A 26947-nucleotide genomic window follows, 5' to 3' on the forward strand; every position below is an offset into this window, starting at 1 on the left:
CCCCTGAACAGCAGGGGACCGCCGGGGGCCCTCATGGGGACCGACCGGCCCATGCGGACCACTGGTCCGTGGAGTCAGTCTGGTAGCGAATCTCGCGGAGTTACGCACAGGAAGAAGGCCATGTCATGAAGGCGCTCGTCTTCCAGGAGCCAGGCCGCACCACGTGGCGGGACGTCCCCGACCCGGGTATCGAGGACGCTTCCGATGTCATTCCGCGCGTTGACACGGTCACCATCTGTGGCACGGATCTGCACATAGTGGAGGGTGACGTGCCCGATGTGACCCCCGGGGCGGGTACTGGGCCACGAGGCGGTGGGCACGGTGGTGGAGGTCGGCGGGGACGTCCGCACCGTACGGCCGGGGGACCGGGTGCTGGTCTCCTGCATCTCGGCCTGCGGGAGGTGCCGCTTCTGCCGGGAGGCCCGCTACGGACAGTGCCGGGGCGGAGGTGGCTGGGTGCTCGGGCACACCATCGACGGAACCCAGGCGGAATACGTCCGCGTGCCCTTCGCCGACCTCTCCGTCTATCCGCTGCCCAATGCCGTCGACAGTGTCGACGCCGTCCTTCTGGCGGACATCTTTCCGACCGCCTACGAGGTCGGTGTCCGCAACGGCGGGGTGAGCCCGGGTGACACCGTCGTCGTGGTCGGCGCAGGGCCGATCGGTCTGGCCGCCGTCGCCACCTCCCGCCTCTACTCGCCGGAGCGGGTCATTGCCGTCGACCTCGCCGACGCCCGGCTGGACGCGGCCCGGTCTCTCGGTGCCGAAGCCACCGTCCGTGCCGACGAGGAGCCGCAGCAACTTGTCGCAGATCTGACGGACGGTCTGGGTGCCGACGTGGTCATGGAAGCGGTCGGCGTACCGGAGACCTTCGAGACGTGCACCCGGATGGTCCGGCCCGGTGGGAGGGTCGCCAACATCGGCGTGCACGGCAAACCGGCCACTCTCCACCTCGAAGATCTCTGGATCAAGGACGTCACCATCACCACGGGCCTGGTGGACACCTCGTCGACCCCCATGCTGCTGCGGATGCTGGCGAACGGAAGACTACTGTCGGCCGATTTGGTAACACACCGGATCGAACCGGGGCAGATGGAGGAGGCGTACGACGTGTTCTTCAGGGCTACGGACACCGGAGCCCTGAAGGTCGCACTCCATGCCCCGCGGTGACCCACCGGTTCCTACCTCGTCGGCATCTCCCTCCGAGCAGACGGGCGCGGGGACCGGAGCCGGTGTCGCGCCCGGCACACAGGGCGTCGTCTTCGACACCGACGGAGTTCTGCTCGATTCCGCGTCCCTTCACGCCGCTGCCTGGAAAGTCGCGTTCGACCGCTGCATCGGGAAGCTGAGGCCCGGCGACCCGCGACAGCCTCCCTTCGACGCGAACGCGGAGTACCGACGCCTCGTGGACGGCAAAGCACGGCTCGACGGAGCCCGCGCTTTCCTGAAGGACCGTGGCATTGTGCTGCCACTGGGCGCACCCGACGACCAGCCCGGCTGCACCAGCATCTGGGCGGTCGCCGCTGACAAGGAGCAGGCCTTCACTCACATGCTCTCGACCCGGGCCGTTCCCGTGTTCGACGATGTGGCTCCCGCACTGCGATCCCTTCGCGCCACGGGAATTCGGTGCGCCGCGGCCTCCGCGTCACGCCATGCCGGTGCCCTGCTGGAAGCGGCAGGAATTCTCGGCCTCTTCGACACCGTGGTCGATGGCAGGGACGTGGCACGGCTCAGGCTTCCCGGCAAACCGAACCCCGCGCTGTTCCTGGAGGCCGCTTCCCAGCTGGGACTGCGCCCGGCCGAAGCCGCGGTGGTCGAGGACGCGGAAGCCGGGGTGGCCGCGGCCCGTCGTGGAGGCTTCGGGCTCGTCGTCGGACTGGACCGGACACCGAGTGCCGACAGGGATGCCGCGCTGCACAGCATGGGGGCGGATCTTGTGCTGCGCGACCTTGCCGCTCTCGTCGACGAGCTACGGGTGGAAAGCCCATGAACGACGCCTGGAGCTGGAACTACTCCGCCTACGATCCGCACACGGAACGGCTGGTCGAAACCCTGTGCACCGTCGGCAACGGCAGGTTCGCCACGCGAGGCAGCACTCCGGAATGCGTGGCGGACGACGCGCACTACCCGGGCACCTACCTGGCCGGCTGCTACGACCGCCTCTCATCCACCGTCGCCGGGAGAATGGTCGAGAACGAAGACCTGGTCAACCTCCCGAACTGGACGCTGCTGCGCTACCGCTGCCTGCCCGAAGACGGACCGCCCGGGGAGTGGCTCACGCCTGACTCCGCCGAACTGAGATGCTCCACCACACATCTGGACCTGCGAGCCGGAGTCCTCACCCGACGCCTGCTCTACCGAGACGGTGCGGGACGCGGTCTGCACGTCACCCACGAGCGGTTCGTCCATATGGGAGTTCCCTGGCTCGCCGCTCAACGCAGCGCGTTCAGAGCCTACGGCTGGAGCGGTCGACTCGAGATCGAGTCGATTCTCGACGGCACTGTCACCAATGCCGGAGTGGAACGCTACGGAGACCTCGACGGGCAGCACCTCACCGAGCAACGCAAAGGAGCGGAGCCCGGGGGAGTCGCCTGGCTCACCTGCCGGACCGGCCAGTCGGCGGTCCACCTCGCTCTCGCCCTCCGCACCACCTCCAGCCCGGCACGACCTGCCGAGTACGTTCACGCCGCTCGGGCTGTCGTGCAGCGGTTCGTTCTCCCGGTTTCGCCCGGTAAATCGGTGACGGTCACCAAGACGGTCGCCCTGCACACATCACTCGACCGCCCCGCCGGTGCCCCGCTCGCCGCAGCCCTGGAGAGCCTCGCCCACGCTCCGCTCTTCAGCCGACTGCTCCGCTCGCACAGGTCTGCCTGGCAACACATGTGGAGCCAGGCTGAGCTGCACGTCCCCGGGGAGAGCGGGCACGTACTGCGCCTGCACCTGTTCCATCTGCTGCAGACCCTGTCGCCGCATACGGCTGAGCTCGACGTCGGGGTGCCGGCCCGTGGGCTGCACGGAGAGGCGTACCGGGGCCATGTGTTTTGGGACGAACTGTTCGTACTGCCGTATCTCACCCTCCACTTCCCCGAAGTGGCCCGCGCGATGCTGATGTACCGGCATCGGCGACTGCCCGCAGCCCGGGCAGCTGCCCGGCGTACCGGGGCGCGTGGTGCCATGTACCCGTGGCAGAGTGCCGGTTCCGGTCGCGAAGAGACCCAGGCGATGCACCTCAATCCCGCTTCCGGCCGGTGGCTGCCGGACCACTCCCACCTTCAGCACCACGTGGGATCCGCGGTGGCACTCAATGCCTGGCGGTACGCGCAGGCAGCGGGCGATCCGGGGTTCCTCCACGCGGCCGGGGCGGACATCCTGCTGGAGGTAGCCCGGTACTGGGCGAGCGCGGCGGCCTTCGACCCCGGCCGGGGCCGGTACCGGCTGCTGGGGGTCGTCGGTCCCGACGAATACCACGACGCGTATCCGGGCGCGGACCGGCCGGGCATCGACGACAACGCCTACACCAACGCGATGGCCGCATGGGTCCTGACTCGGGCTCTGGAGGTCTTCGACGCACTGCCCGATGCCCGGCGCGAGGAGCTCGCGGAGCGACTGGCGATCGACACGGAGGAGCACGCGCGTTGGGACGACGTCTCCCGCTGCTTGTACGTGCCCTTTCACCACGGCGTGCTGAGCCAGGTCGAGGGCTACGGGGATCTCGAGGAACTCGACTGGGAGCGCTATCGGCGCCGCTATCCCGACATCCGGAGACTGGACGGGATCCTGGAGGCGGAGGGCGACTCGGTCAACAACTACCAAGCGTCCAAGCAAGCCGACGCGCTCATGCTCGGCCATCTCTTCCGGCCCGCCGAGCTGACCGCTCTCTTCGGCCGCCTCGGCTACCGGATCGACGACGAGATCTGGACCAGGACAGTCGGCTACTACCTTCCCCGCACCAGTCACGGATCGACACTCAGTAGCCTGGTGCACGGCTGGGTCCTCGCGCGTCAGAAGGGCCCGGAGGCCTGGAAGTACGTGGAGGAAGCACTCCTCAGCGATGTGGCCGACGTCCAGGGCGGCACGACCGGCGAGGGCATCCACCTGGGCGCCATGGCGGGAACACTTGATCTGGTCGAGAGAGGCATCACCGGGCTGGAACCCTGCGAGGAGGGTTTGCGTATCGACCCCGTGGCACTCAGAGAGATACCTCGCTTCTCCTTCACTCTGTGCTTCCGGGGCCACAGCGGGGTGCGTCTCCGGCTGCTCCCGGGACGCATCGGCATCACTGTGCCGCCCTCGCCGCAGGGAGCTCTTGTGGTACTGCTTCCGGAGGGCAGAAGGGTGGCTGTGCTGCCGGGCAGGGAGCACTGGTTTCATCTGCCATCGCAGGAATCCGCGAAGTGAGCGGACAGCCGCAAGACCAGCGGGGCTGGGTGCCGGTGTCAGGCGATGTCCAGGACCTCCGTGACCGGTCGTCTCGGCGTGGCCGGGCCCGACGGCCCGTACCCGAACCGAAGGATTATCTGTACGAAGCCCATTTTCGAGTTCGGGTCACGTGCGAGGTGTCGAAGCTCGGGCCATTCCAGCGGCTGCGAGATCACGGAGGCCGCGAGTCCGTCGAGAGTGGCCTGAAGGAGCACGCGCTCCATGGCCTGTCCCGCCCTGAGCCAGTCCACGGCAAGGTCTGCCTCCGTCCCCAGCAAGGCGATCTGCGGCCGCTCCTCGAAGGTGGCGGACGCCCGGTCCCGTGAGCCCAGGGGCACGTCGAAGTCCCGCACAGGGGCCGTCACTCCGTGCTGGCGCGGGCCGAAAGCGTACGAGGGGACACCCTCGGTGTCCGGGCCCTCCCCGGCCTTGCCCGTGCGGGTCCAGGTGACGATTTCCGCCCTCATGGCGTCGTTGGCGGATTCGTAGAGCTCCGCGTCGTGCACCAGGTCCAGGACTGCGTCGGCGTGCCAGGCTCCGGGAACGATCAGCCGTGCCCCTTCCAGGAGCGCGGCCGCGCTCAACTCGTCCAAGATCTCGGGTGGGACCGCCTCGTCGGCGAACGGATAGCGGCTGGTGTGCCGGAGCCGCACGGCAAAGTGTAGGTCGTCCAGTTGATGGTCAACGGTCCCGGAATCCTCCAGGATGACGTCAGCGAGACGCCATGGGTCGCGGTGGTCGGGCAGCAGCTGGGCAACGGTGTTCCAGCCACGATGTGCCGCGGCCACCCGCAGATTCAGCAGCGCCGCCCCGCATCCGATATGCAGGCCACGGTCCTCCGGGTCGCCGACGGGCAGCGCACGGTCCGGATCGCCGTACAGCGAGAGAAGGCGCGTTCCGGAGCGGTGGACGAACTTCCAGGGTTGCGCGTTGTGCATGGACGGCGCGGTCACGGCCTCCTGGACGAGTGAAGGGACGACGGAGGTGATCCGTTGTTCGATCGTCAGCATGGTCTTCCTGTCTCCTGTCGGTCATCGCCCTCATGCGCAATTGCCCTGACAAGCTGGCGTCGGAGCGCATTTCAGGTGGGCCAGGAAGCAGCGTCCGGCTTCCGCGGCGAAGACGTGTCGTCGGGTTGTACGGAGATGCGGTTCACGACGGCGACGACTCCTTCTGTTCGGGAGGTGAGTGCGAGGGCGGTACGGATCAGGTCCTGATGCGGCAGCCGGCCGGCCAGGACGACAACACCGTCGAGCACGTGGACCTGGACGGCATCAGCCTGAACGCGCAGAACACCGCTGAGTACGTCGTCCCGGATCCGGAGCTCCACCTCGGCGTCAGGACGGAGAAAGAAGCCCAGGAGGTCACGTCTGGTCACCATGCCGACCAAGCGTTCCTCGTCGTCGACGACGGGGAGCCGCTCGCAGCCACGACGGGTCATGAGCCGGGCTGCTTCTGTCACCGTCTGCTCCGCGTAGACGGTGACAGCCGGTGACGACATCATTTTGCCGACCGTGGACGCATGCTTGCTGAGCAGGTCACTCGCCGAAACGATCCTCACGACGTGATCGTCCTCGCCCATCACCGGAACGCCGCTGATGGAGTGCCGGGCGAGCAGCCCAGCCACTTCCGCCGATGGCGTCGCGCAATCGACCGTGACCACTTCGTCCGTCATCAGGTCACCTACCCGGAGATGCCGCATCCTGCTGCGCCTCCACTTCTCCCCACGGTGCGGAGCGCTTCCGGTATCACCTTCGGACACCACCCGCACCAAGGGCAGGGGCCGAACGGTCCCGTCCAGAGGCCGATCGGATCCACCTGCATGCCCCCTCCGCCCGGGGCAACTACGGGTATGGGCCCTTTGGGCCCCGGCTTGCACCCTGCGGCCCCTTTCGAGAAGAAGACCGAGTGGCAACCTGGAACAGCGCCACCGTATGCGGTGCGCAGAGCACCCTCCGGCGAGGCTCCGGGCGGCGCCCATCGCCGGGGAGACGAGCATCGGAGCACGCTATGAACAGCGCAGAGATCCGTCAGGAGATCGTGGTGGGTGTCGACCCTCGTGGTGGCTGGCACCCGGCCGTCGCCTGGGTGCCGACGAGGCTCGCCTCCGTGGACTTCACCTTCGCCTGGCCTTCTCAGTCCCTCCCCGGCACGACACCCAGCACGTCGGCGACACCCCGCACCACCGGAGACTTCAGCAGGACGGCCGACGAACACTGGAGGCCGCGATCTCGTGGGCACATGCGCGACGGCCTGAAACCGGGCTCATCGGCACGGACGGGGAGATGACCGGCTCGATGGCTCTCGGCGAGAAGGCCGAGTTCCATCGGGGCGTGGTCCTCGCGAGCAGTCGGGGCACGCTTGCCGCAGTAGCGCTCGCTGAAGACGGCCTGGTCACGGTAGCGGATGTCAGCAGCGACCCACGGGTGCAGGTGCAGCGCGAGCGGTGGGGGGGTGGGGGGCGGACCCGCAGTGGCTGTCACGCTGGGGACCAAGGAACGGCTGAGCGGAGTCATGATCCTCGCGCGTGCCCGGGACAGGGCGGCGTTCGTGAGCGCGGAGATCACTGCGTTGCCCGGATTCGCCGGGCAGGCAGCCCTGGCGCTCGAACTGGCCGACCACCGTAGCGACTCCGAGCGGATGAGCCTGCTGGCCGATCGTGAGCGGATCGCCCGAGATCTGCACGACTTGGCCATTCAACGGCTGTTCGCCACCGGAATGACGCTGCAGAGCGCCCGTCCCTTGGTGGAACACCCGGAAGCGGCCGAGCGGCTGGGCCGTGCCATTGATGATCTGGACACCACCATCAAGATCATCCGTGCCACCATTTTCGGCCTCAGGGAGCACGAGACACCGGGCCAGGGATCGAAACTCCGTTTCCGAGTAGTCCAGGCGGTGGACGCTGCCACGCCCGCGCTCGGGTTCACGCCCGCCCTCCGTATGGAGGGGCTGATCGACACCGATGTCCCCCGGGTGGTGGCCGATCACGCGGTCGCGGTTGTCAGCGAAGCTCTCAGCAATGTCGCCCGACACGCACGGGCCCGCCGGGCCGAGGTCTCGGTCATCGCCGCCGACGGCGTTCTCACTGTGACGACGAGCGATGACGGGGTCGGTCTGCGTGCGCCCGAAAGCGGTAGGCGCGGCGGTATTCGCAACCTCACAGAACGGGCCGAGCGGCTGGGAGGCACTCTGTCCCTCCGCGCGAAGCCGCATCCGCGGAGAGGCACAGTGCTGGAATGGCGGGTACCTGTTGCCCAGGCCGCACCTGACCGACTTCGAAGTGAGAGCACTCACTGCTCGCGCTGCCGATGCTCCCGGACCTCGGCCGCGATGACAGCCGCCTGCACCCGGCGCTCGACCCCGAGCTTCCCGAGCAGGCGGGAGATATGGTTCTTGACTGTCTTCTCCGACAGATAGAGCCGCTTGGCGATCTGCCGGTTGGTCAGTCCCTCGCCGATGAGATCGAGAACGGAACGCTCGCGCTCGGAGAGGACCGCGAGCCTCTCGTCCTCCGGCGGCGAATCGGCCTCGGCCTCGCGCAGGGACCGCATGAGCCTGGCCGTGGTCGACGGGTCGAGCATCGACCGACCCGATGCCACGGTACGTACGGCCGACACCAGGTCCGAACCGTTGATCTGCTTGAGCACGTATCCGGCCGCGCCCGCCATGATGGCGTCGAGAAGGGCGTCCTCGTCGTCGAACGAGGTGAGTATCAGGCAAGCGAGGTCGGGCATGCGTGACCGCAGTTCCCGGCAGACAGTGATGCCGTTCCCGTCGGGCAGCCTGACGTCGAGCACCGCTACGTCGGGTCGCAGCGCCGGCCCGCGAGCCAGGGCTTGATCTGCCGTCGATGCCTCGCCGACGACGACGAGATCCTGTTCGGCCTCCAGCAGGTCCCGTATTCCGCGGCGAACGACCTCGTGGTCGTCCAGCAGGAAAACGCGCGTCGCGGAGGTGTCGGTGGTAGCCGATGTATCGCCCATCTGCGGTCCTTGCTATCGGATGCGTCTGCTGCGCCCCTCCTGGGCATTGTCCCAGGAGGGGCGGTCCCGGTGCATGTGGTGGACCGGCCCTTCGGGTCACACAACCGAGCGGGGAATGCGGCTACCCAAGATCCATTCGCACGTCCACCACTCCTTCGACCGCCCGAACGGCACCGCAGCAGCCTTGAAAGCTTCGTCGAGTTGCGCGGCGGCAGGCGGACCACCCTCGCGAAACGCTTCCTTGGGAAGTAGATCGGCCTCCGAGACCACTCCGACAACACGCCCTTCGCCCGCGAGCACCGGCAGCGCACTGACCTTCGATTCCGCCATGAGCTTCGCCACCTGTCGGTACGAGGCGTGGCTGCCGACTGCGACGGGGGTGTGGGACAAGAGGTCACTGACTGTGTGCGGGGTGACAGACACGATGACCTCCTCTTGTTCACTTTTCAGTCTCTTCTGCCCTACACCAGTCGGCTGCGGCCTCGCTTTGATTTCGGGGACGAGGGCGCTTGCGTTTCTCCGAAACATCGCGTGGGGGGTACGTCGACTTTCGGGGTCGCCCCTGGGGCCGGATCACCCGTCAGGGGTGATCCTGTGCTGTCGGCGAGGCAGGGAGGCGGGATTCGGGAACATTCGCCTATCGGGCGCGGACGAGACGAAGAGATATGAGATGAGCGAAGAGACCTCCGAAGGCAGCCGGGGCGGCACCTCGTCGGGGCCGATCCCCGATGGTGCGCATTGTTCTCGCAGAGGGGCAGCGGCAGTAGCGGTTGCGCGTGCTGTGTCCGTCGCTGTTGGGCTTGTCACCGCCTACTACCTGCTGCCTCTGGACAAGCGACTCACGGCTGGTACGGCGGTGCTGTTGGTGTCCGGCCTGCTCGTCGTCCTGCTGGTCTTCTGTTGGGAGGTGCGAGCTATCACGCGTTCTCCTATTCCGCGTTTGAGAGCCGTCGAGGGTCTGGCTGCGACGCTGGTGCTATTCCTGGTCCTCTTCGCCGTCTCCTACTACCTGCTGGAGCGCTCCGAGCCCGGATCGTTCAGCGAGGCGCTGAACAGGACGGACGCGCTGTACTTCACCCTGACTACCTTCGCCACTGTCGGCTTCGGCGACATCACGGCACGCTCCCAGACGGGACGGGTGCTTACGATGGCGCAGATGGCAGGGGGACTGCTGCTCGTCGGTGTCGCCGCCCGGGTGCTGGCGAGCGCCGTGCAGGCGGGGCTGAACCGCCAGCACCGGGAGCCGATGGATCCGGCTCGCGCCAAAACTGTGCCAGGGGGAAATCCGGAGGCCTGACCGCGACGGTACCCGTGGCTTCAACCGCGGCTCGAGGCGGAGGCGCCGCATCCGGCGGCATCTGGATCTTCGCAGGCGGCTTCGCTGACCTGGACAACGGCTCCGTCCGGCAGATGCGGTCGTTCCGCGGCCGACCGCCTGTGCGGGTCATACCCCCTAGGGGTATTCCGGGTGGAACGTCGAGTGTGCCGCCATACGGTCCATGAGCTGCTCGGCCACCGTGAACCGGCCCCGATCGGGGCCGGACCCGCCCTGCCGGAAACACCCCACCCCGGCGTACCATCGATCGCGGTCCCGGTCCGTACGTGTACCGACACCGCCCCCGTGCACCGCAGAGCCGGAGGTACCCGCGGATGGACCGGCAGCCATACTGGACGGGCCGGGGAGGGCGCAGCACCAGCAGCGGGACAACGGGGGCGGGAAGCGGCAGATGGCGGACACCAGGCTGATCCAGAGCCGGTACCGGCTGCTCGAACTGATCGGGCGCGGCGGCATGGGCGAGGTGTGGCGCGCCCGCGACGAGTCGCTGGGCCGTCAGGTCGCCGTGAAATGCCTCAAACCCGTGGGCCCCCAGCACGACCGGGCGTTCACCCGCGTCCTGCGCGAACGGTTCCGGCGCGAGGCACGGGTGGCCGCCTCGCTCCAGCACCGGGGCGTCACCGTCGTACACGACTTCGGTGAGCACGAGGGTGTGCTGTACCTCGTCATGGAGCTGCTCGACGGGCGCAACCTGAGCCAGCTCCTGGCGGAGAACCAGCAGCACCCGCTGCCCGTCGAGCATGTCGTCGACATCGCGGAACAGGTCGCCGACGCCCTCGGCTACACCCACCGGCAGGGCATCGTCCACCGCGACCTCAAGCCCGCCAACATCATGCGGCTGACCGACGGCACGGTGAAGATCTGCGACTTCGGCATAGCGCGCCTCGGCCACGACATCGGCATGACCTCCCGGCTCACCACCACCGGCCTCGCCATGGGCACCCCGCACTACATGTCGCCCGAGCAGATCAGCGGCAAGGAGGTCGACCACCGCAGCGACCTCTACTCACTGGGCTGCGTCCTGTACGAAATCGCCACCGGCGTACCGCCGTTCGACCAGGAGGACGCCTGGGCCGTGCTCGTCGGGCACCGCGACACCCCGCCGGAACCGCTGCGCACCCACCGTGCCGACCTGCCCGGATTCTTCGACCGGGTCGTCCTCGACCTGCTTGCCAAGGCCCCCGAGGAGCGGCCCGTGGACGCCGGCGACCTGCGCCGCCGCATCGTCCTCGGCCGGACCGGGGAACAGCCCGCGCTCGGACCGGGACCGCTCGCGCACTCCGTGGCAGGTCGGCCACCGGCGCCGCGCGGGATCGCCCTGCCCGCCTGGACCCGCTCCATGACCGCAGGTCACCGGGCGACCGGCCCCGTCGCCGAACGGCCTGACCCCGCCGCCGGACTGACGGGGCAGTGGACCACGGCGACCGTCACCGCCGCCGCTCCGCACTCCCACACCTTCGTCTCCGTGTCGGCCGGGCCCCCCGCCCCGGACCTCCTCGCCACGCTGGAGGGCCGCCACAGCGCGGGCATCGACCTCGGCCGCCTGGGCCGCTGGGAGGAGGCGGGGGAGGTGCACCGCGAGGTCGCCGCGCAGCGCGGCCGGCTGCTCGGCCCGGACCACCCCGACACCCTCGCCAGCCGCTACGAGATCGGCCTCACCCTCAGCCGTACGGGCCGGGCCGAGGAAGGGCTGCACGAGTTCACCCGGGTCGCCGAGGGCCGCGAAAGCGCCCTGGGCGCCGACCATCCACTGACGCTCGCCGCCCGCCAGGCGACCGCGCACGCCCTGGGCCGCCTCGGCCAGCACGCCGAGGCCCACCAGGTGTACGAGGCGGTGCTCGCCGTCCGCGAACGCGTCGTGGGCCCGGACCACCCCGACACCCTGCGCTGCCGCCACAACCTGGCGTTCAACCTCAGCCGGCTGGGGCGGCCCGAGGAAGCCCGGCAGCTGGCCCAGGGGGTCGCCGACGCCCGCGCCCGGCTGCTCGGCCCGGCGCACCCCGACACCCTCGCTACCCGCTACGAAGTGGCGTACACCCTGGGCAGGCTGGGCCGCTGGGCCGAGGCGCTGGAGGCTTACCAGGACGTCGCCCGGGCCCGTGCGAGCACCCTCGGCGCCGACCACCCCGACACCTTCGCCGCCCGCTACGAGGCCGGCATCAGCCTCGGCCGGCTCGGCCGTGACGCGGAGGCCCTGGAGCTGTACCGGTCCCTGGTCGCCGACCGCACCCGGACCGCGGGAGCGGCCGACCCCGAGACGCTGCGCGCCCGGCACGGCCTCGGGGTCAACCTGGGGCGGACGGGCCGCTGGGAGGAGGCGCTCGCGGAGGCGCGCGACGTCTGCGCGCTCCGGGAACGCACCCTGGGACCCGATCACCCGGACACGGTGATCAGCCGCCGGGAGGTCGCCGCGGGGCTCGGCTGGCTCGGCCGATGGAGCGAGGCGTTGGTGGCGTACCAGCAGGTCGCCGAGGCGCGCGGCCGGGTGCTGGGCCCCGACCACCCCCAGACGCTGGCGGCCCGCGACGACGAGGCGCACTGCCTGGAGCGGCTCGGACGGCCGGCGGACGCCGGACGCTGATCCACGCGGAATCGCCGGACGCTCTCCGGCCGGCCCACCGCGCGGAACACGACCGGCGGCGTTCCGCGCGACGAGGACCCCTGGTTCGTCGGGCCACCGCGCGTGAACTCGGTGTGTCGCCGCGCAGATCAGCCCAAGCGCCCGTGAGTCCGCGCCGTGAGTCCGCGCCGTGAGTCCGCGTCGCCCGTGCGCCCGATCCCGCCCCGCCCGTGCGCCCCGCGTCCGTCCCGCCGCCTCTGGCCGGGACGGACGGCGGCGTGTTACGAAGGTCCATGCCCGCACCCCAGTCTCCCGCCTCCCCGACACCCGCAGGACAGCCCGCCGCCCGGGAGTCCCCCGGCCCCGGCACGCCCGCCCGGGACCACTACGACGCCGTGATCGTCGGCGGTGGCCACAACGGCCTGGTCGCCGCCGCCTACCTGGCGCGCGCCGGACAGTCGGTCCTCGTCCTGGAACGTCTCGGCGCCACCGGGGGAGCGGCGATCTCGACCCGCCCCTTCGCCGGGGTCGACGCCCGGCTCTCGCGCTACTCGTATCTGGTGTCCCTGCTGCCGGACAGGATCGTCCGGGATCTCGGCCTCGACTTCGCCGTGCGCAAGCGGACCGTCTCCTCCTACACCCCCGCCGTACGCGGCGGACGCCCCACCGGACTGCTCGTCGCCGGCGGCCGCACCCGGGAGTCCTTCGCCGCACTGACCGGGAGCGAGCGCGAGTACGCGGCCTGGCAGCGGTTCTACGCCAGGACGCAGCGGGTCGCCGAGCGCGTCTTCCCGACCCTCACCGAGCCGCTGCCGGGCCGGGACGCGCTGCGCGAACGGATCGACGACCCCGACGCCTGGCGGATGCTGTTCGAGGAACCGCTCGGAGTGGCCGTCGAGGAGAACTTCACCGACGACCTGGTGCGAGGAGTCGTCCTCACCGACGCCCTGATCGGCACCTTCGCCGACGCCCACGACACCTCGCTCCTCCAGAACCGGTGCTTCCTCTACCACGTGATCGGCGGCGGCACCGGCGACTGGGACGTCCCCGTCGGCGGCATGGGCGCGCTCACCGACGCGCTGGCCGCCGCCGCCCGTGCGGCGGGCGCCGAGATCCGCGTTCGGCACGAGGCGACCCGGATCGAGACCGACGGCGAGGCCGCCGAGGTCACCGTCCGCACCCCGGACGGCGAACACGTCGTCGCCGCCCGCCGGGTGCTCGTCAACGCCTCTCCGCAGGCCCTCGCCGCCCTGCTCGGCGACACCCCGCCGCCGCTCGCCGAGGGCGCGCAGCTCAAGGTGAACATGCTGCTCACCCGGCTGCCGAAGCTCCGCGACCGGTCCGTCGACCCCCGGCAGGCCTTCGCCGGCACCTTCCACATCGCCGAGGGGTACGGGCAGCTCGCCGACGCCTACCGGGACGCGGCGGCGGGCAGGCTGCCCGCCGCCCCGCCGTCCGAGATCTACTGCCACTCGCTGACCGACCCCTCGATCCTCGGCCCCGACCTCGCCGCGCGCGGCTACCAGACCCTCACCCTCTTCGGCCTGCACGCCCCGGCCCGGCTGTTCGCCGCCGACAACGACGCCGCCCGCGCGGCGCTGCTGAAGGCGACCCTGGCCGAACTGGACGCGCACCTGGAGGAGCCGGTCACCGACTGTCTGGCCCTCGACGAGAGGGGCGAGCCCTGCACCGAGGCCAAGACCCCGCTCGACCTGGAGCGCGATCTGCGGCTGCCCGGCGGCCACATCTTCCACCGCGACCTCTCCTTCCCGTACGCGGACGAGGGCACCGGGCGCTGGGGCGTGGAGACCGCGCACGCCAACGTGCTGCTCTGCGGGGCGGGCGCGGTGCGCGGCGGCGGCGTCAGCGGGGTCCCCGGCCACAACGCGGCGATGGCGGCGCTGGGGCGGTGACCAGGACCGGTCCGATGGTCCGGGCCGCCGAGGACCGACCCCGGCGGCCCGCACCGCCCATGCCGAGGCACCGCCTGTGCCGCCCGCGCCGCCCGGCGTTCCGGGGCTCCGGTGTCCGGGCGACACGGGCGGTCCAGCGCCGGTCAGTCCGCCGACGGCCTCCAGCCCGTCGCCTCGATCCGGCCGGCGTCCCGGGGCCGTTCCGCGTCGAAGACCGTGCGGACGCCGTCGCGGATCCGCAGGCCGTCCACGTACGCGCCGCGTCCCACGTACAGCCGGTCGGTGGCGTAGCGCCAGCGCAGGCGGACGTCCCGGCCGCGCCAGGCCGTCAGGTCCGCCTCCAGCCGGTGCCAGACGCGCCCCGACCAGCCGGTCGCCGAGCCCGTCGGGTGCGGCCGCGGGTCCGGGCGGTGGCGGCCGGGGCCCTGCGCGAGCGTGGTGAACGGCACCGGCTGCCAGTCACCACCTGTCGACGCCTCCAGGAAGAGGTTGTCGGCGGCCGGCTCGGTGTCCCACCACAACGCGCACTCCAGGCGGGCCCGCGCGGAGTTCAGACGCAGGGCGGGCAGGGTGAGGGTGGCGGTGGACGCGCTCGCCATCCCGGAGAACCAGGCCGTGCGCCCCCGCTCGGGACGGACCGGAACGGCCCGTGCCAGCTGGTTGGCGGCCGCCACCCGGGGCGCACTGCCCGAGCGCCAACTCCGTACGGGGTGGACGGAGTTGCCCAGCACGATGAGGAAGGTGTCGGTCGACGGGTCGAGCACCAGGCTGGTCCCGGTGAATCCGGTGTGCCCAGCACTGCGCGGAGTCGCCATCGCCCCCATGTACCAGTGCTGGTGGAGCTCGAAGCCGAGGCCGTGCTCGTCGCCCGGGAACGCGGTGTTGAAGTCGGTGAACAGGAGGTCGACCGAGTCCTCGGACAGGATGCGGGAGCGGCCGTAGACCCCGCCGTTGAGGAGCGTCCGGGCGAGCACCGCGAGATCCCAGGCGCAGGAGAACACCCCGGCGTGGCCCGCCACCCCGTCCAGGCCGAACGCGTTCTCGTCGTGCACCTCGCCCCAGACCAGCCCGCGCTCAAGACCGGACCAGGGCGGCCGGGCGTCCTCGGTGGCCGCGATCTTCGGCTTCCAGGAGCCGGGCGGGTTGTAGCGGGTGCGGTGCATCCCGAGCGGGGCGGTGATCTCGTCGTGGAGCAGGGCGTCCAGCGAGCGCCCGGTGACCTTCTCCAGGATCAGTTGCAGCGAGATCAGGTTGAGGTCGGAGTAGAGATACGCGCTGCCCGAGGTGCTCACCGGGACCTCGTCCCACAGCAGCCGGAGCTTGCCCTCCCGGGTCGGCTCCTCGTACAGCGGGATCCATGCCCGGAAACCCGAGGTGTGCGTGAGCAGTTGACGGACCGTGATGCCTTGTTTGCCGCCGCCCGCGAAGTCCGGGAGGTACGAGGCGACCGCCGTCTCCAGCTCCAGCTCGCCGCGCTCGATCTGCTGGACGGCCAGGAGCGACGTGAACAGCTTGGAGATCGAGGCCAGGTCGAAGACGGTGTCCTCGGCCATCGTGATCTGCTGCTCCGGCGGGAACTCCACTCCGGTGTCGGTCTTCTCGTCGTACGCGGAATAGCGCACCGCCTTGCCGATCGGCCGGTGCAGAGCCACCGTCCCGCCCCGCCCGGCGAGCAGCACGGCGCCCGCGTACCAGGGGTGCTCGGGGGAGTCGGCGAGGTAGGCCTCGGCGTCCCGTACGAGCTGGTCCAGCGGCCCCTGGAGCAGTCCGGCGCGCGCGGCGCTCCCGCGCCGCAGCGTGGGCCGGTGTGCCCCTGGTCCCATGTCCGCTCCCGTGTCCGCTGCTCTGTCGGGCACCCCCGTGCCCGGCCCGCTCCGGGCGGCCGCGCCCGCGAGCGGGACCGGCGTCAGCGCGAGCGCACCGCCCAGCGCCAGTATCCCGCCGCCCAGCCGCCGCCGGGCGATGCCGCTCCCGGCCACGCGGGCGCCGATCGCGGAGTCGCGGCTCGGGGTCCGCTCCCCGCCTCCCCGCGCGCTCCGGCCGTCCGCCGCCCGTCCGTTCCCCTGCGTGTCCTCGGTCATCCGCAACTCCTTCCCGCGCCCGGCGTCCGGCCCCGGGCCGTAGCCGCGTTCCGGCGCCCGCGCGAAAGTAACTTCCGAAATCTCGCCGAGCAGTGAAAGTTCCTGCCGCCGCAGAGGTTACTGTCACCCCCGCGCCCCTGTGGGCGTCCCGGCCCGCAAAGAATATGACACTGCATCAGAAAAGCTCTTCCCTCGGTCGCCCGGCTGCGGCATCCTGCCGCCCATGGAGACGGAGCTGAGCCAGCAACTGGGAATCGAGCACGCCATCTTCGGCTTCACGCCGTTCCCCGAGGTCGCCGCAGCCATCACCAGAGCCGGCGGCTTCGGCGTGCTCGGGGCGGTCCGCTACACCGCCCCCGAGGCCCTCGCGCGTGACCTGGACCGCCTGCACGAACACGCCGACGGCAAGCCCTACGGCCTCGACGTGGTCATGCCGGCCAAGAAGGTCGAGGGCATCACCGAAGCGGACGTCGAGGCGATGATCCCGGACGAACACCGCGGATTCGTGCGGGAGCTGCTGACCCGCTACGGCGTGCCCGAACTCGCCGAGGGCGAGGCGTCCGGCTGGCGTATCACCGGCTGGATGGAGGAGGTCGCCCGGGGCCAGCTCGACGTGGCCTTCGACTACCCGATCAAGCTGCTGGCCAACGCCCTCGGCTCCCCGCCCGCCGACGTCATCGGGCGCGCCCACGACCACGGGGTACTCGTCGCCGCCCTGGCCGGCAGCGCCCGGCACGCCCGGCGGCACGCGGAGGCGGGCATCGACGTCGTCGTCGCCCAGGGGTACGAGGCGGGAGGTCACACCGGGGAGATCGGCTCCATGGTGCTGGTCCCCGAAGTCGTCGAGGCCGTCGCCCCGCTGCCCGTGCTCGCCGCAGGAGGCATCGGCAGCGGCGAACAGGCCGCCGCGGGGATCGCCCTCGGCGCGCAGGGCGTCTGGCTCGGCTCCCTCTGGCTCACCACCGAGGAGGCCGACCTGCACTCCCCGGCCCTGACCGCCAAGCTCCTGGCCGCCGGCTCCGGCGACACCGTCCGCTCCCGCGCCCTCACGGGGAAACCCGCACGCCAGCTCCGTACCGCATGGACCGACGCCTGGGACGACGGGGCAGGACCCGGCACCCTGCCCATGCCGCTCCAGGGCCTGCTGGTCGCCGAGGCCGTCTCCCGGATCCAGAAGTACGAGGTCGGGGAGCTACTCGGCACGCCCGTCGGGCAGATCGTCGGCCGGATGACCAGCGAACGCAGCGTCCAGGCCGTGGTCGACGACCTGACCCGCGGCTTCGAACGGGCCGTCACCCGCATGAACCGCATCGCCGGAAGGAGCGCCACGTGAACCAGCCGCCAGGCGGCTTCTGGGCCCAGGCCACCGCCCACCCCGACCGCACCGTCCTGATCGCCCCCGACGGCGAGGAGTGGAGCGCGGGCCGGCTGCACGCCGACGTCAACCGCATGGTCCATGGACTGCGCGCGGCGGGACTGCGCGAGGGCGACGCGTTCGCCGTCGTGCTGCCCAACGGCGTCGAACTCCTCACCGCCTACCTCGCCGCCTCGCAGGCCGGCTTCTACCTCGTCCCCGTCAACCACCATCTCGTCGGTCCCGAGATCGCGTGGATCGTCGCCGACTCGGGCGCCCGAGTCCTGATCGCCCACGAACGCTTCGCGGGTACCGCGACGGCCGCCGCCGACGAGGCGGAACTGCCCGCCACCCACCGCTACGGCGTCGGCACGGCCCCCGGCTGTCGGCCCTACACCGAACTCCTCGAAGGCCACCCCGGCACCCCACCGGACGGCCGGACCCTCGGCTGGGTCATGAACTACACCTCGGGCACCACCGGCCGCCCGCGCGGTATCAGGCGCCCACTGCCCGGCCAACGCCCCGAGGAGACCTATCTCGGCGGGTTCCTCGGAATCTTCGGCATCCGGCCGTTCGACGGCAACGTCCACCTGGTGTGCTCGCCGCTCTACCACACAGCCGTCCTCCAATTCGCGGGTGCCGCGCTGCACATCGGCCACCCGCTGGTCCTGATGGACGGCTGGGCCCCGGAGGAGATGCTGCGCACCATCGACGCTCACCGGGCCACCCACACCCACATGGTCCCGACCCAGTTCCACCGGCTGCTCGCGCTGCCCGACAATGTGAAGGCGCGGTACGACGTCTCCTCCATGCGGCACGCCATCCACGGGGCCGCCCCCTGCCCCGACCACGTCAAACGCGCCATGATCGACTGGTGGGGGAGCTGCGTCGAGGAGTACTACGCGGCCAGCGAGGGCGGCGGAGCGTTCGCCACCGCCGAGGACTGGCTGAAGAAGCCCGGCACCGTCGGCAAGGCCTGGCCGATCAGCGAACTGGCCGTCTTCGACGACGACGGCAACCGGCTCGCGGCGGGCGAACTGGGCACCGTCTACATGAAGATGAGCACCGGCGGCTTCAGCTACCACAAGGACGAGGCCAAGACCCGGAAGAACCGCATCGGCGACTTCTTCACGGTCGGCGACCTGGGTGTGCTGGACGAGGACGGCTATCTCTTCCTCCGCGACCGCAAGATCGACATGATCATCGCGGGCGGCGTCAACATCTACCCCGCCGAGATCGAGTCCGCCCTGCTCACCCACCCCGCCGTCGCGGACGCCGCGGCATTCGGCATCCCGCACGCCGACCGGGGCGAGGAGGTCAAGGCCGTCGTCGAACCGGCCGAGGGCCACGTGCCGTCGGAAGCGCTTGCCGTCGCACTCCTCGCCCACTGCGAGGAGCGGCTCGCCGGATACAAACGGCCCCGGAGCCTCGACTTCATCACCGCCATGCCCCGCGACCCCAACGGCAAGCTCTACAAACGACGGCTGCGCGAACCGTACTGGGAGGGGCATGAGCGCCCCCTGTAGAGCCCCGGGTCCACGAGAGGGCCCCACCCGCCGCTCGCGGGCCCGGCGGTGCTCACCGACGCCGTCCCGCCCGGCGGACGGCAGTATGGGCGGATGGCGATGAGCGAGACGGAACTGCTGGCCCTTCTGCGTGAACTCGATGACCCCGAGCGGCAGGAGTGGCCGCTGCACTACGAACCCTCCGCATCCCGCCGCTCGCGGGCTCGTGCGCCGGCTCGGGACGGACTTCGGGGTCCCGTGCGAGTACGAGCACGACGCGCAGGACACCAGCGAGTACGGGCGCGTCCGTGTGCAGGCCGAGGGGACGGTCTGCGGGACGCGGATCGTGGTCTGTGTGAGCGAGTTCGGCTCCCTCGCCGAGATCTGTGCCGACAACCCGGGAGCCTTCCTCGGTACGGAAGACGCCCGGGAGTAGGGGGCGCTGGACCCCGCCGACCTCGCCACCGTGGAGCGAAGGCTTGCCGACCTCTGCTACGTGAACGTCCCCGAGGAACTGCTGGAACGCGACTACGAGGGACCCGGCGCACTTGAGGACTACGACGCGCGGTCCACCTGGTGGACACGGCCCTTCGGCATGACGTGATCCGCCCGCCCGGCGGGTCCTCGCAGTGAGATCCGAAAGAGCCAGCCCACGCCCTCCGGCCGGTCGTCGGGCAGCAGAGCGTGTGCGTCGCACGGATGCTCAGGGGAACGGTCTCCGGGGCCTTCGACGGCTCGCGGAAGACATCCCCCGGGAATGCTGTCACGACACGTCAGCGGCAAGGGCGCCCGCCGAGGCGGACGCCCTTGCCGTCGCGGCCGGGCGAATCCACCCGGTCACGCGCTACCGCCGCTCGTGCACCCGCAGAGCCGGCGAGCGTGCGATGTCCTTCTCGCGGAACCGGGACGTCACCCAGCGCTCACCCGCTGCCGTTCCGTACGACGAGCTGGTGCTCGCCCAGGGGCGCGTCGAGCGTGATGCCCGCCGCCCGCAGCTCCGCCACCGCGTCCGCCAGGTCCCTGCCCACTCCGGGCGAGGCGGTGTTCAGACCGCGCGGGGTGCCCACCGGGTCGGCCGGGTCGAACGGGGTCCTCGACAGTTCGGCGGCGGGTACCGCCGACGCCCTCCGCCAGAACCGGTCGAAGAGCAGCGCGCCCCGGCTGTCGCTGTCCACGCTCCGGTCCCAGTGCCGCAGCACCCGGCGCTCCGCCGACACATCGACCGGCGTTCCGTCCGCGCCCAGTGGGGACGCGCCCTCCCGTTCAGCTCGCCGGGGATGGTCTGCTGCGCCTGCCGGAAGCGGCGTCCGCCCTGCCACGGGTAGTGCGGGTTGCCGAGCAGCAGCCCGCGCCCGTTCGCCGTGGCGGAGCCGTCGAAGGCCACCGCGTTGGAACCCATGCCGGCGTTGCGCGCCGACAGCAGCCGCTGTGCCGCCGTCGCGGCCTCGTCGGGCGGGACCACGGCCGCCGGGGGATCGGCCGGCCGGCGGCAGCGAGGCCGGCGCGGTGAACAGGGCGAGACCGGCGACCCCGAGCAGTCTCGGACGGTTGCGTGACGTCAAGGTGTTCCTCCCCGCGGAACGGGTGGCACGGCGGCCGGTCCGGACCGTCCGGACAGCCACGCGCCACTCAGCCAAGGAGCCCGAGCTGTCAACCGTCCGGTCGGTATCCGGCCTCTTGACCCCCGGGGCCCGGGCCGCACAGGATCACGCCATGACAGGTGTACGCAGCAGCACAGTCGACGGCGTCCTCACCCGCAGCGCCCGGCGCATCCCCGCCCGGACCGCCGTACGGTACGCAGACCGGACCTGGACCTACCGCTCCCTGGACGCAGCCGTCTCCACGGCCGCCGCCGTCCTCACCGAGGAGCACGGCCTCACCCCCGGCGACCAGGTGGCCGCCTACGCGCACAACTCCGACGCCTATCTGATCGGCTTCCTCGCCTGCGCACGGGCCGGATTCGTCCATGTGCCGGTCAACCAGAACCTCACCGGCGACGACCTGACCTACCTACTCGACCAGTCCGGCTCCTCCCTCGTCCTGACCGACCCGGACCTCGCCGGGCGGCTCCCCACCGGACTCCCGGCGCGGGCTCTGCGCGACGCGCCCGGCTCGCTGCTCGACGCACTGGCCACGGAACGTTCCTTCACCCCGGAGCGCCCGCCCGCCTCCGACGACCTGGTGCAGCTGCTCTACACCTCCGGCACCACCGCCCTGCCCAAGGGTGCGATGATGACGCACGGGGCGCTGGTCCACGAGTACGTCAGCGCGATCACCGCGCTCGGCCTCGACGCCGCCGACCGGCCCGTGCACTCCCTGCCGCTCTACCACTCGGCACAGATGCATGTCTTCCTGCTGCCCTATCTGGCGGTCGGCGCCGACAACACCATCCTGGACGCGCCGGACGCCGCCTCGATCTTCGACCTCGTCGAAGGAGGCCTGGCCGACAGCCTGTTCGCCCCGCCCACCGTCTGGATCGGCCTCGCCAACCACCCGGAGTTCGCCACCCGCGACCTCGCGGGTCTGCGCAAGGCGTTCTACGGGGCCTCGATCATGCCCGTGCCCGTCCTGGAGCGACTGCGCGAACGCCTCCCGCACCTGGCCTTCTTCAACTGCTTCGGCCAGAGCGAGATCGGCCCGCTGGCCACCGTGCTGGGCCCCGACGAGCACGAGGGCCGGATGGAGTCCTGCGGCCGTCCCGTCCTCTTCGTGGAAGCCCGCGTCGTCGACGAGAAGGGCGCAGACGTCCCGGACGGCACCCCCGGCGAGGTCGTCTACCGATCACCCCAACTGTGCTCCGGATACTGGGACAAGCCCGACGAGACGGCCGGCGCCTTCCGCGACGGCTGGTTCCACTCCGGCGACCTCGCGGTCCGCGACGCCGAGGGCTTCCTCACCGTCGTCGACCGGGTCAAGGACGTCATCAACTCCGGCGGCGTCCTCGTCGCCTCCCGGCAGGTCGAGGACGCCCTCTACACCCATCCGGCCGTCGCGGAGACCGCCGTCATCGGCCTGCCGGACGACCGGTGGATCGAGGCCGTGACAGCCGTGGTCGTCCTGCGCGACGAGGCGAGCGACACCGAACTCATCGCCCACGCCCGTGAGAGGCTCACCACCTTCAAGGCGCCCAAGCGCGTGGTGTTCGTGGACGCCCTGCCGCGCAACGCCAGCGGGAAGATCCTCAAGCGGCAGCTGCGGGACGAGCTGGCCTGACCCGGTCTCCTGTTCGGTGCGCAGCGCCGTGGCCGTCCGGGTGAGGCTGGTCGTCCCCACCTGCGCGCCGAGCTTCACGTCACATGCCCGGGCAGCTGGGTGGCGAGCTCTCCGGGCGCGCAGGAAGCCGTCGCACCGGAGGCCTGGTCCGGTGTCTTCCACTCCGCCTGTGGGGCACCGCCCCTGAGGGCGGCGCGGAGGAGGTGACCGGGGACCGGTCGGCGAGACGCGCAGCGGGATTCCGCAGTGCCCGGCACACGGTGAGCGCGGCCCCCCCCCGACCTGTCCAGGGGGCGTGCTCACCGTGTGCCGGGCTCCCGCAGATCCACGATCCGCCGGATCTTGCCCACCGAGCGTTCCAGCGACTCCGGGTCCACGATCTCGACCCCCACCGACACCCCGACGCCGTCCTTCACCGCTGCCGCGATGGCCGGCGCGGCCTTCTCCCGATCGGCCGCGGTGGCGTCCGCCCGCGCCTCCGCACGGACGGTGAGCGCGTCGAGCCGCCCCTGTCGGGTCAGCCGCAGCTGGAAGTGCGGGGCGACGGCGGGAGTGCGCAGCACGATCTCCTCGATCTGGGTGGGGAAGAGATTGACCCCGCGCAGGATCACCATGTCGTCACTGCGGCCGGTGACCTTCTCCATCCGGCGGAACGTCCGCGCCGTCCCCGGCAGCAGCCGCGTCAGATCCCGGGTGCGGTAGCGGATCACCGGCATCGCCTCCTTGGTCAGCGAGGTGAAGACCAGCTCCCCCTCCTCACCGTCCGGCAGCACCTCACCGGTGATCGGGTCCACGACCTCCGGATAGAAGTGGTCCTCCCAGATGTGCAGCCCGTCCTTCGTCTCGACGCACTCCTGTGCGACCCCCGGTCCCATCACCTCGGAGAGCCCGTATATGTCGACCGCGTCGATGGCGAACCGGTCCTCGATCTCCCGGCGCATCCCCTCGGTCCACGGCTCCGCGCCGAAGATTCCGACCTTCAGGGACGTCGATCGCGGATCGACACCCTGCCGCTCGAACTCGTCCAGCAGCGTCAGCATGTACGACGGCGTGATCATGATGATCTCGGGCCGGAAGTCCTGGATCAGCCGCACCTGGCGTGCGGTCATGCCCCCGGAGGCCGGGATCACCGTGCAGCCGAGCCGCTCCGCCCCGTAGTGTGCCCCGAGCCCGCCGGTGAACAGACCGTACCCGTACGCCACATGGACCTTGTGGCCCGGCCGGCCGCCCGCCGCCCGGATCGAACGGGCCACCACGTCCGCCCAGGTGTCCAGATCTCGTTCGGTGTACCCGACGACCGTCGGACGCCCGGTCGTGCCGCTGGAGGCGTGGATCCTGCGCACCTCGTGCTCCGGTACGGCGAACATCCCGAAGGGGTAGTTGTCCCGCAGATCCGTCTTCGCGGTGAACGGGAACCGGGCCAGACCGGCGAGCGTACGGCAGTCGTCGGGCCGGAGCCCCGCACGGTCGAAGGCCGCCCGGTAGAAGGGGACGTTGTCGTACGCGTGCTGCAGTGTGGACCGGAGCCGCTCCAGTTGCAGGGCCTCCAGTTCGCCCCGGCCGAGCCGTTCCGCCGCGTCCAGCATGGCCGTCATAATGGCCCTTCCTCTCCCGAAGCGGGCGACCGATCATTCGGTCGATCTTCCAGGGAGCAGTAATTCAGGAGGCCGGGGGCGCTGGCAAGAGGGGCGCACGTATCACTCCGGATCAGCTCCCCGCGAAGTCCCGTGCGCCTGCTCGCGGGTTCCTGTTTGGATGGGGCGCATGCCGATCCTCTCCGCGTACGACACGACCCCGCTCGCCTATAACCTGGTGGGGGAGGGGGAGCCGCTGATCTGCCTGCCCGGCGGGCCCATGCGGGCGAGCGAATATCTGGGTGACCTCGGAGGGCTCGCCGCCCGGCGGCAGCTCGTCCTGCTGGACCTCCGCGGCACCGGCGACTCCGATGTGCCCGAGGACCCCTCGACGTACCGCTGCGACCGCCTCGTCGACGACGTGGAGGCACTGCGCGAACATCTGGGCCTCGACCGGATCGACGTACTGACACATTCCGCCGGGGCCGACCTTGCCCTGCTGTACGCGGCCCGCCATCCGGACCGGCTGCGCACCCTGACCCTCGTCACGCCCAGCACCCGGGCCGTGGGCATCGAGGTGAGCGACCGGGACCTGCGCGAGGCCGCCGAGCTGCGGCGCGACGAGCCCTGGTATCCCGAGGCCCGGGCCGCTCAGGAGGCGCTGCTCGCCGGCGGGCCGTTCGCCGAGCTGTGGCCCGCCGTCCGGCCCCTCACCTACGGCCGCTGGGACGAGACGGCCCGCGCGCACGCCGAAGCCTCCGCCGGGCAGACCAACGCGGAGGCGCGCGGCCAGTATGCCGGGGACGGCGCGTTCGACCCCGCCGCCACCGTCGCCGCCCTGCGCGAACTGGCCGTGCCGGTACTCGTCCTCGCCGGGGAGTACGACGGTCACCCGAGCCCGGACCGGGCCACGGAGCTCGCCGCGCTCTTCCCGGGTGCCGAGTTCGTCGTCCAGCGCGGCGCGGGCCACTTCCCGTGGCTGGACGACCCCGGTGCCTTCGCCCGGGCGGTGGAGGCCTTCCTCGACCCGGGGTCCTGAGTGTGCAGGCGGGCGGGGTCCGGCTGGCGTACCGGGTGTGGGGCGAGGAGGCGTCACCGGCCGTCGTCCTCCTGCACGGCCGGGCAGGCTCCAGCGGGACCTGGACCCGGATCGCGGAGGAGCTGGCCGCCGGTCACCGTGTGTACGCCCCCGACTTCCGGGGCCACGGGCTGAGCGACTGGCCCGGCCGCTACTCCTTCGAGATGTTCCGCGACGACCTGCACGCCTTCCTGGAGGCCCGCAACCTGGCCGGCGCGACCGTCGTCGGGCACTCCATGGGCGGGGTGGCCGCCTACCTCGTGGCCCAGCGGGAACCGGGCCTGATCGGGCGGCTGGTCATCGAGGACGCGCCGCCCCTCCTTCCGCTCGACCCGCCCCGGCCGCGTTCCGTCCGCCCGGAGGGCGCTCTCGACTTCGACTGGCCCGTCGTCCCCGACATCGACGCGCAGCTCAACGACCCCGACCCGGCCGTCCGCGAACGCTTCCCGGAGATCACCGTGCCCACCCTCGTCATCGGCGGCGGCCCCACCAGCCACATCGACCAGGGCCAACTCGCCCGGATGGCCGGAGCCATGGCGGACGCCGAGCTGGTCACCATCGACGCGGGGCATCTGATCCACACGGACCGGCCGCGGGAGTTCCTCGCGGCGATCAGGGCGTTCGGGCTCGCGTGACCCCGGGCCTCCGGCGTGGCCGGCTCCGGCACCGGTCCCGGCCGGGGTGATCAAGTCCACCACCAGCGGCGGCGGTGGTTGTCGAACCGGTAGCGATGAAAGATCCTGAAGGGGACGACCGCGCGGGGGGAAGCCGCGCGAGGCGCGAAGGGGGAGGCGGCACGTGCTGACCGAAGGACGGTTCCGGACCGATGCCATGCCGCGGAGTGATCGGTTCGCCGGCTGGCAGCAGTGCATGACCGACGTCGTCGCGCCCATGGAGATCACCAGCCCCCACGCCGACGACTTCTGGGCCGACCACCGGCTCCTGCGCATCGAGGACACCCTGCTGTGGCCCACCCGCCTGCACGCGTCCCGCTACCGGCGCACGCCCCGGCTGATCCGGCAGTCCGACCCGGGACTGCTCCACATGACGCTGGTCCTGCCCGGCTGCGGGAAAATGCTCGTCGAACAGGGCGGGCTGCGCAGCGCCGTCGAACCGCACGACCTCTACGTCCTCGACATGTCCAGGCCCTGCGACGTCCGGACCGATGACGAGCCGATCGTGGGAGTGGGCGTGGACATCCCCCGGTCGCTGCTGCGCCTTCCGATGAGCACGTCCCTGGACCACGTGCTGGGCCGGCGGCTGCCCGGCCGGCACGGCTTCGGTGCGCTGCTCACCCAGTTCATCACGCAACTGGCGGACCCGTCCGACGTCTACGGTCCAGCCGACGCGCCCCGGCTGAACCGGGTCCTGCTCGATCTGGCGGCCGGACTGCTCTCCCGCGGGCTCGACCGGGAGACGGCCCTTTCTCCGGAGACCCGTACCCGCAACCTCGTCCTGACCATCCGCTCCTTCATCGGCGGCAACCTCCACGACCCCCGGCTCACCCCGGCGGCCGTCGCCGCCGCGCACCACATGTCCACCCGGCACCTGCACCGGTTGTTCCGGCGGGAGGGCACCACGGTGGCCGCGCTCATCCGGAGCCAACGCCTTGACCGGGCCCGCCGGGACCTCGCCGACCCCGCCCTGGCCCATACACCGCTGCACACGATCGCGGCCCGGTGCGGCTTCGGCGCGCCCGCCCACTTCAGCCGGGTGTTCCGGGCCGCCCACGGCATGTCCCCCAGTGACTACCGCGAGGTCAAGCTCCGGGAGGGAGCGGAGCCGGTGCGCTGACCACGCTCCCGGACCTCGACCGCGTTCGCCGCCGGTCCCGTTTCCCGTACAGGTGTCAAGGCGCGACGGTGTGGGGCGCTCGGCGCACCCCCGTGGCACCGGGCACCCCGACGCCCACCAGTCTGCGGATCGATTCC

General features: G+C 71.2%; 16 protein-coding genes and 6 pseudogenes. 14 read left to right on the forward strand and 8 right to left on the reverse strand.

Features of this window, described 5'->3' with window-relative positions; translation table 11 throughout:
- Window positions 1-125 precede the first annotated feature (125 nt).
- The 3 genes and pseudogenes from B9S58_RS33420 (at window position 126) to B9S58_RS33430 (ending at window position 4398) form a co-directional block, all read left to right on the forward strand.
- Window positions 126-1170 (forward strand): annotated as a pseudogene (locus tag B9S58_RS33420) (alcohol dehydrogenase catalytic domain-containing protein).
- Entirely contained in the window at window positions 1157-1990 is an 834-nt protein-coding gene (locus B9S58_RS33425) for an HAD family phosphatase (RefSeq protein WP_103535643.1), read from the forward strand. The pseudogene B9S58_RS33420 and the gene B9S58_RS33425 overlap by 14 nt, the downstream one beginning before the upstream one ends.
- On the forward strand, window positions 1987-4398 hold the full coding sequence (locus B9S58_RS33430) for a glycoside hydrolase family 65 protein (protein ID WP_103535644.1): 2412 nt from the start codon (window positions 1987-1989) through the stop codon (window positions 4396-4398). The genes B9S58_RS33425 and B9S58_RS33430 overlap by 4 nt, the downstream gene beginning before the upstream one ends.
- Window positions 4399-4436: 38 nt before the next feature.
- Here B9S58_RS33430 and B9S58_RS33435 read toward each other — a convergent pair whose 3' ends face one another.
- On the reverse strand, window positions 4437-5429 hold the full coding sequence (locus B9S58_RS33435) for an Acg family FMN-binding oxidoreductase (protein ID WP_103535645.1): 993 nt from the start codon (window positions 5427-5429) through the stop codon (window positions 4437-4439).
- A 71-nt stretch (window positions 5430-5500) separates the two neighbouring features.
- Window positions 5501-6094 (reverse strand): CBS domain-containing protein, encoded by a 594-nt coding sequence (locus B9S58_RS33440; protein ID WP_258045185.1) that lies wholly within the window; start codon window positions 6092-6094, stop codon window positions 5501-5503.
- A 1043-nt stretch (window positions 6095-7137) separates the two neighbouring features.
- Between B9S58_RS33440 and B9S58_RS40360 the strand changes: the two are divergent.
- Window positions 7138-7614 (forward strand): annotated as a pseudogene (locus B9S58_RS40360) (histidine kinase); the annotation flags it as partial.
- A gap of 95 nt (window positions 7615-7709) precedes the next feature.
- Here B9S58_RS40360 and B9S58_RS33450 read toward each other — a convergent pair.
- Both B9S58_RS33450 and B9S58_RS33455 read right to left on the reverse strand, forming a co-directional pair.
- A complete protein-coding gene (locus B9S58_RS33450; protein WP_103535647.1) occupies window positions 7710-8402 on the reverse strand; it encodes a response regulator transcription factor in 693 nt (230 codons plus the stop codon).
- 171 nt (window positions 8403-8573) lie between these two features.
- Window positions 8574-8825 (reverse strand): annotated as a pseudogene (locus B9S58_RS33455) (CBS domain-containing protein); the annotation flags it as partial.
- Window positions 8826-9072: 247 nt separating this feature from the next.
- Here B9S58_RS33455 and B9S58_RS33460 point away from each other — a divergent pair.
- The 3 genes from B9S58_RS33460 (at window position 9073) to B9S58_RS33470 (ending at window position 14211) form a co-directional block, all read left to right on the forward strand.
- Window positions 9073-9699 carry a potassium channel family protein gene (locus B9S58_RS33460; RefSeq protein WP_258045186.1) on the forward strand — a complete coding sequence of 209 codons (627 nt, stop codon included), beginning with the start codon at window positions 9073-9075 and terminating at the stop codon, window positions 9697-9699.
- 430 nt (window positions 9700-10129) lie between these two features.
- A complete protein-coding gene (locus B9S58_RS33465; protein ID WP_103535649.1) occupies window positions 10130-12319 on the forward strand; it encodes a tetratricopeptide repeat-containing serine/threonine-protein kinase in 2190 nt (729 codons plus the stop codon).
- Between the two features lie 272 nt (window positions 12320-12591).
- Complete coding sequence (locus B9S58_RS33470; RefSeq protein ID WP_181009543.1) at window positions 12592-14211, forward strand: NAD(P)/FAD-dependent oxidoreductase; 1620 nt, start codon at window positions 12592-12594, stop codon at window positions 14209-14211.
- Window positions 14212-14354: 143 nt separating this feature from the next.
- On the opposite strand, the gene B9S58_RS33475 is transcribed toward B9S58_RS33470, so the two are convergent.
- Window positions 14355-16292, reverse strand: coding sequence for a serine hydrolase (locus B9S58_RS33475; RefSeq protein ID WP_258045187.1), 1938 nt, complete (start codon window positions 16290-16292; stop codon window positions 14355-14357).
- A gap of 223 nt (window positions 16293-16515) precedes the next feature.
- Here B9S58_RS33475 and B9S58_RS33480 point away from each other — a divergent pair, with 223 nt between their 5' ends.
- The 4 genes from B9S58_RS33480 to B9S58_RS39755 all read left to right on the forward strand — a co-directional run bounded on the left by B9S58_RS33480 (window position 16516) and on the right by B9S58_RS39755 (window position 19755).
- Entirely contained in the window at window positions 16516-17625 is a 1110-nt protein-coding gene (locus B9S58_RS33480) for a nitronate monooxygenase family protein (RefSeq protein WP_103535650.1), read from the forward strand.
- Window positions 17622-19172 carry an acyl-CoA synthetase gene (locus B9S58_RS33485; protein ID WP_103535651.1) on the forward strand — a complete coding sequence of 517 codons (1551 nt, stop codon included), beginning with the start codon at window positions 17622-17624 and terminating at the stop codon, window positions 19170-19172. Before B9S58_RS33480 ends, B9S58_RS33485 begins: the two co-directional genes overlap by 4 nt.
- Before the next feature lie 205 nt (window positions 19173-19377).
- Window positions 19378-19587: a hypothetical protein gene (locus tag B9S58_RS39750; RefSeq protein WP_258045188.1), complete on the forward strand. Its 210-nt coding sequence runs from the start codon at window positions 19378-19380 to the stop codon at window positions 19585-19587.
- A 30-nt stretch (window positions 19588-19617) separates the two neighbouring features.
- On the forward strand, window positions 19618-19755 hold the full coding sequence (locus B9S58_RS39755; RefSeq protein WP_258045189.1) for a hypothetical protein: 138 nt from the start codon (window positions 19618-19620) through the stop codon (window positions 19753-19755).
- A 240-nt stretch (window positions 19756-19995) separates the two neighbouring features.
- On the opposite strand, the pseudogene B9S58_RS40095 reads toward B9S58_RS39755, so the two are convergent.
- Together B9S58_RS40095 and B9S58_RS40365 are read right to left on the reverse strand one after the other, a co-directional pair.
- Window positions 19996-20392, reverse strand: a pseudogene (locus B9S58_RS40095) (penicillin acylase family protein); the annotation flags it as partial.
- 89 nt (window positions 20393-20481) lie between these two features.
- Window positions 20482-20550, reverse strand: a pseudogene (locus tag B9S58_RS40365) (hypothetical protein); the annotation flags it as partial.
- Window positions 20551-20864: 314 nt separating this feature from the next.
- Here B9S58_RS40365 and B9S58_RS33500 point away from each other — a divergent pair.
- A complete protein-coding gene (locus B9S58_RS33500; RefSeq protein ID WP_103535652.1) occupies window positions 20865-22364 on the forward strand; it encodes an acyl-CoA synthetase in 1500 nt (499 codons plus the stop codon).
- Between the two features lie 299 nt (window positions 22365-22663).
- On the opposite strand, the gene paaK is transcribed toward B9S58_RS33500, so the two are convergent.
- Window positions 22664-23959 (reverse strand): phenylacetate--CoA ligase PaaK, encoded by a 1296-nt coding sequence (paaK, locus tag B9S58_RS33510; RefSeq protein WP_103535653.1) that lies wholly within the window; start codon window positions 23957-23959, stop codon window positions 22664-22666.
- 169 nt (window positions 23960-24128) lie between these two features.
- On the opposite strand from paaK, the pseudogene B9S58_RS33515 reads away from it, so the two are divergent.
- Both B9S58_RS33515 and B9S58_RS33520 read left to right on the forward strand, forming a co-directional pair.
- A pseudogene (locus B9S58_RS33515) lies at window positions 24129-25651 on the forward strand (alpha/beta fold hydrolase).
- Window positions 25652-25847: 196 nt separating this feature from the next.
- Complete coding sequence (locus B9S58_RS33520) at window positions 25848-26810, forward strand: helix-turn-helix domain-containing protein (RefSeq protein WP_258045190.1); 963 nt, start codon at window positions 25848-25850, stop codon at window positions 26808-26810.
- The last annotated feature ends 137 nt before the right edge of the window (window positions 26811-26947 follow it).

Source organism: Streptomyces sp. SM11 (assembly GCF_002910905.1).
Lineage (GTDB): Bacteria > Actinomycetota > Actinomycetes > Streptomycetales > Streptomycetaceae > Streptomyces.

Coding starts and splice junctions, on each gene's coding strand:
- B9S58_RS33425 (WP_103535643.1), top strand. CDS start 1,157: ATGCCCCGCGGTGACCCACCGGTTCCTACCTCGTCGGCATCTCCCTCC.
- B9S58_RS33430 (WP_103535644.1), top strand. CDS start 1,987: ATGAACGACGCCTGGAGCTGGAACTACTCCGCCTACGATCCGCACACG.
- B9S58_RS33435 (WP_103535645.1), bottom strand. CDS start 5,429: ATGCTGACGATCGAACAACGGATCACCTCCGTCGTCCCTTCACTCGTC.
- B9S58_RS33440 (WP_258045185.1), bottom strand. CDS start 6,094: ATGACGGACGAAGTGGTCACGGTCGATTGCGCGACGCCATCGGCGGAA.
- B9S58_RS33450 (WP_103535647.1), bottom strand. CDS start 8,402: ATGGGCGATACATCGGCTACCACCGACACCTCCGCGACGCGCGTTTTC.
- B9S58_RS33460 (WP_258045186.1), top strand. CDS start 9,073: ATGAGCGAAGAGACCTCCGAAGGCAGCCGGGGCGGCACCTCGTCGGGG.
- B9S58_RS33465 (WP_103535649.1), top strand. CDS start 10,130: ATGGCGGACACCAGGCTGATCCAGAGCCGGTACCGGCTGCTCGAACTG.
- B9S58_RS33470 (WP_181009543.1), top strand. CDS start 12,592: ATGCCCGCACCCCAGTCTCCCGCCTCCCCGACACCCGCAGGACAGCCC.
- B9S58_RS33475 (WP_258045187.1), bottom strand. CDS start 16,292: ATGACCGAGGACACGCAGGGGAACGGACGGGCGGCGGACGGCCGGAGC.
- B9S58_RS33480 (WP_103535650.1), top strand. CDS start 16,516: ATGGAGACGGAGCTGAGCCAGCAACTGGGAATCGAGCACGCCATCTTC.
- B9S58_RS33500 (WP_103535652.1), top strand. CDS start 20,865: ATGACAGGTGTACGCAGCAGCACAGTCGACGGCGTCCTCACCCGCAGC.
- paaK (WP_103535653.1), bottom strand. CDS start 23,959: ATGACGGCCATGCTGGACGCGGCGGAACGGCTCGGCCGGGGCGAACTG.
- B9S58_RS33520 (WP_258045190.1), top strand. CDS start 25,848: ATGCCGCGGAGTGATCGGTTCGCCGGCTGGCAGCAGTGCATGACCGAC.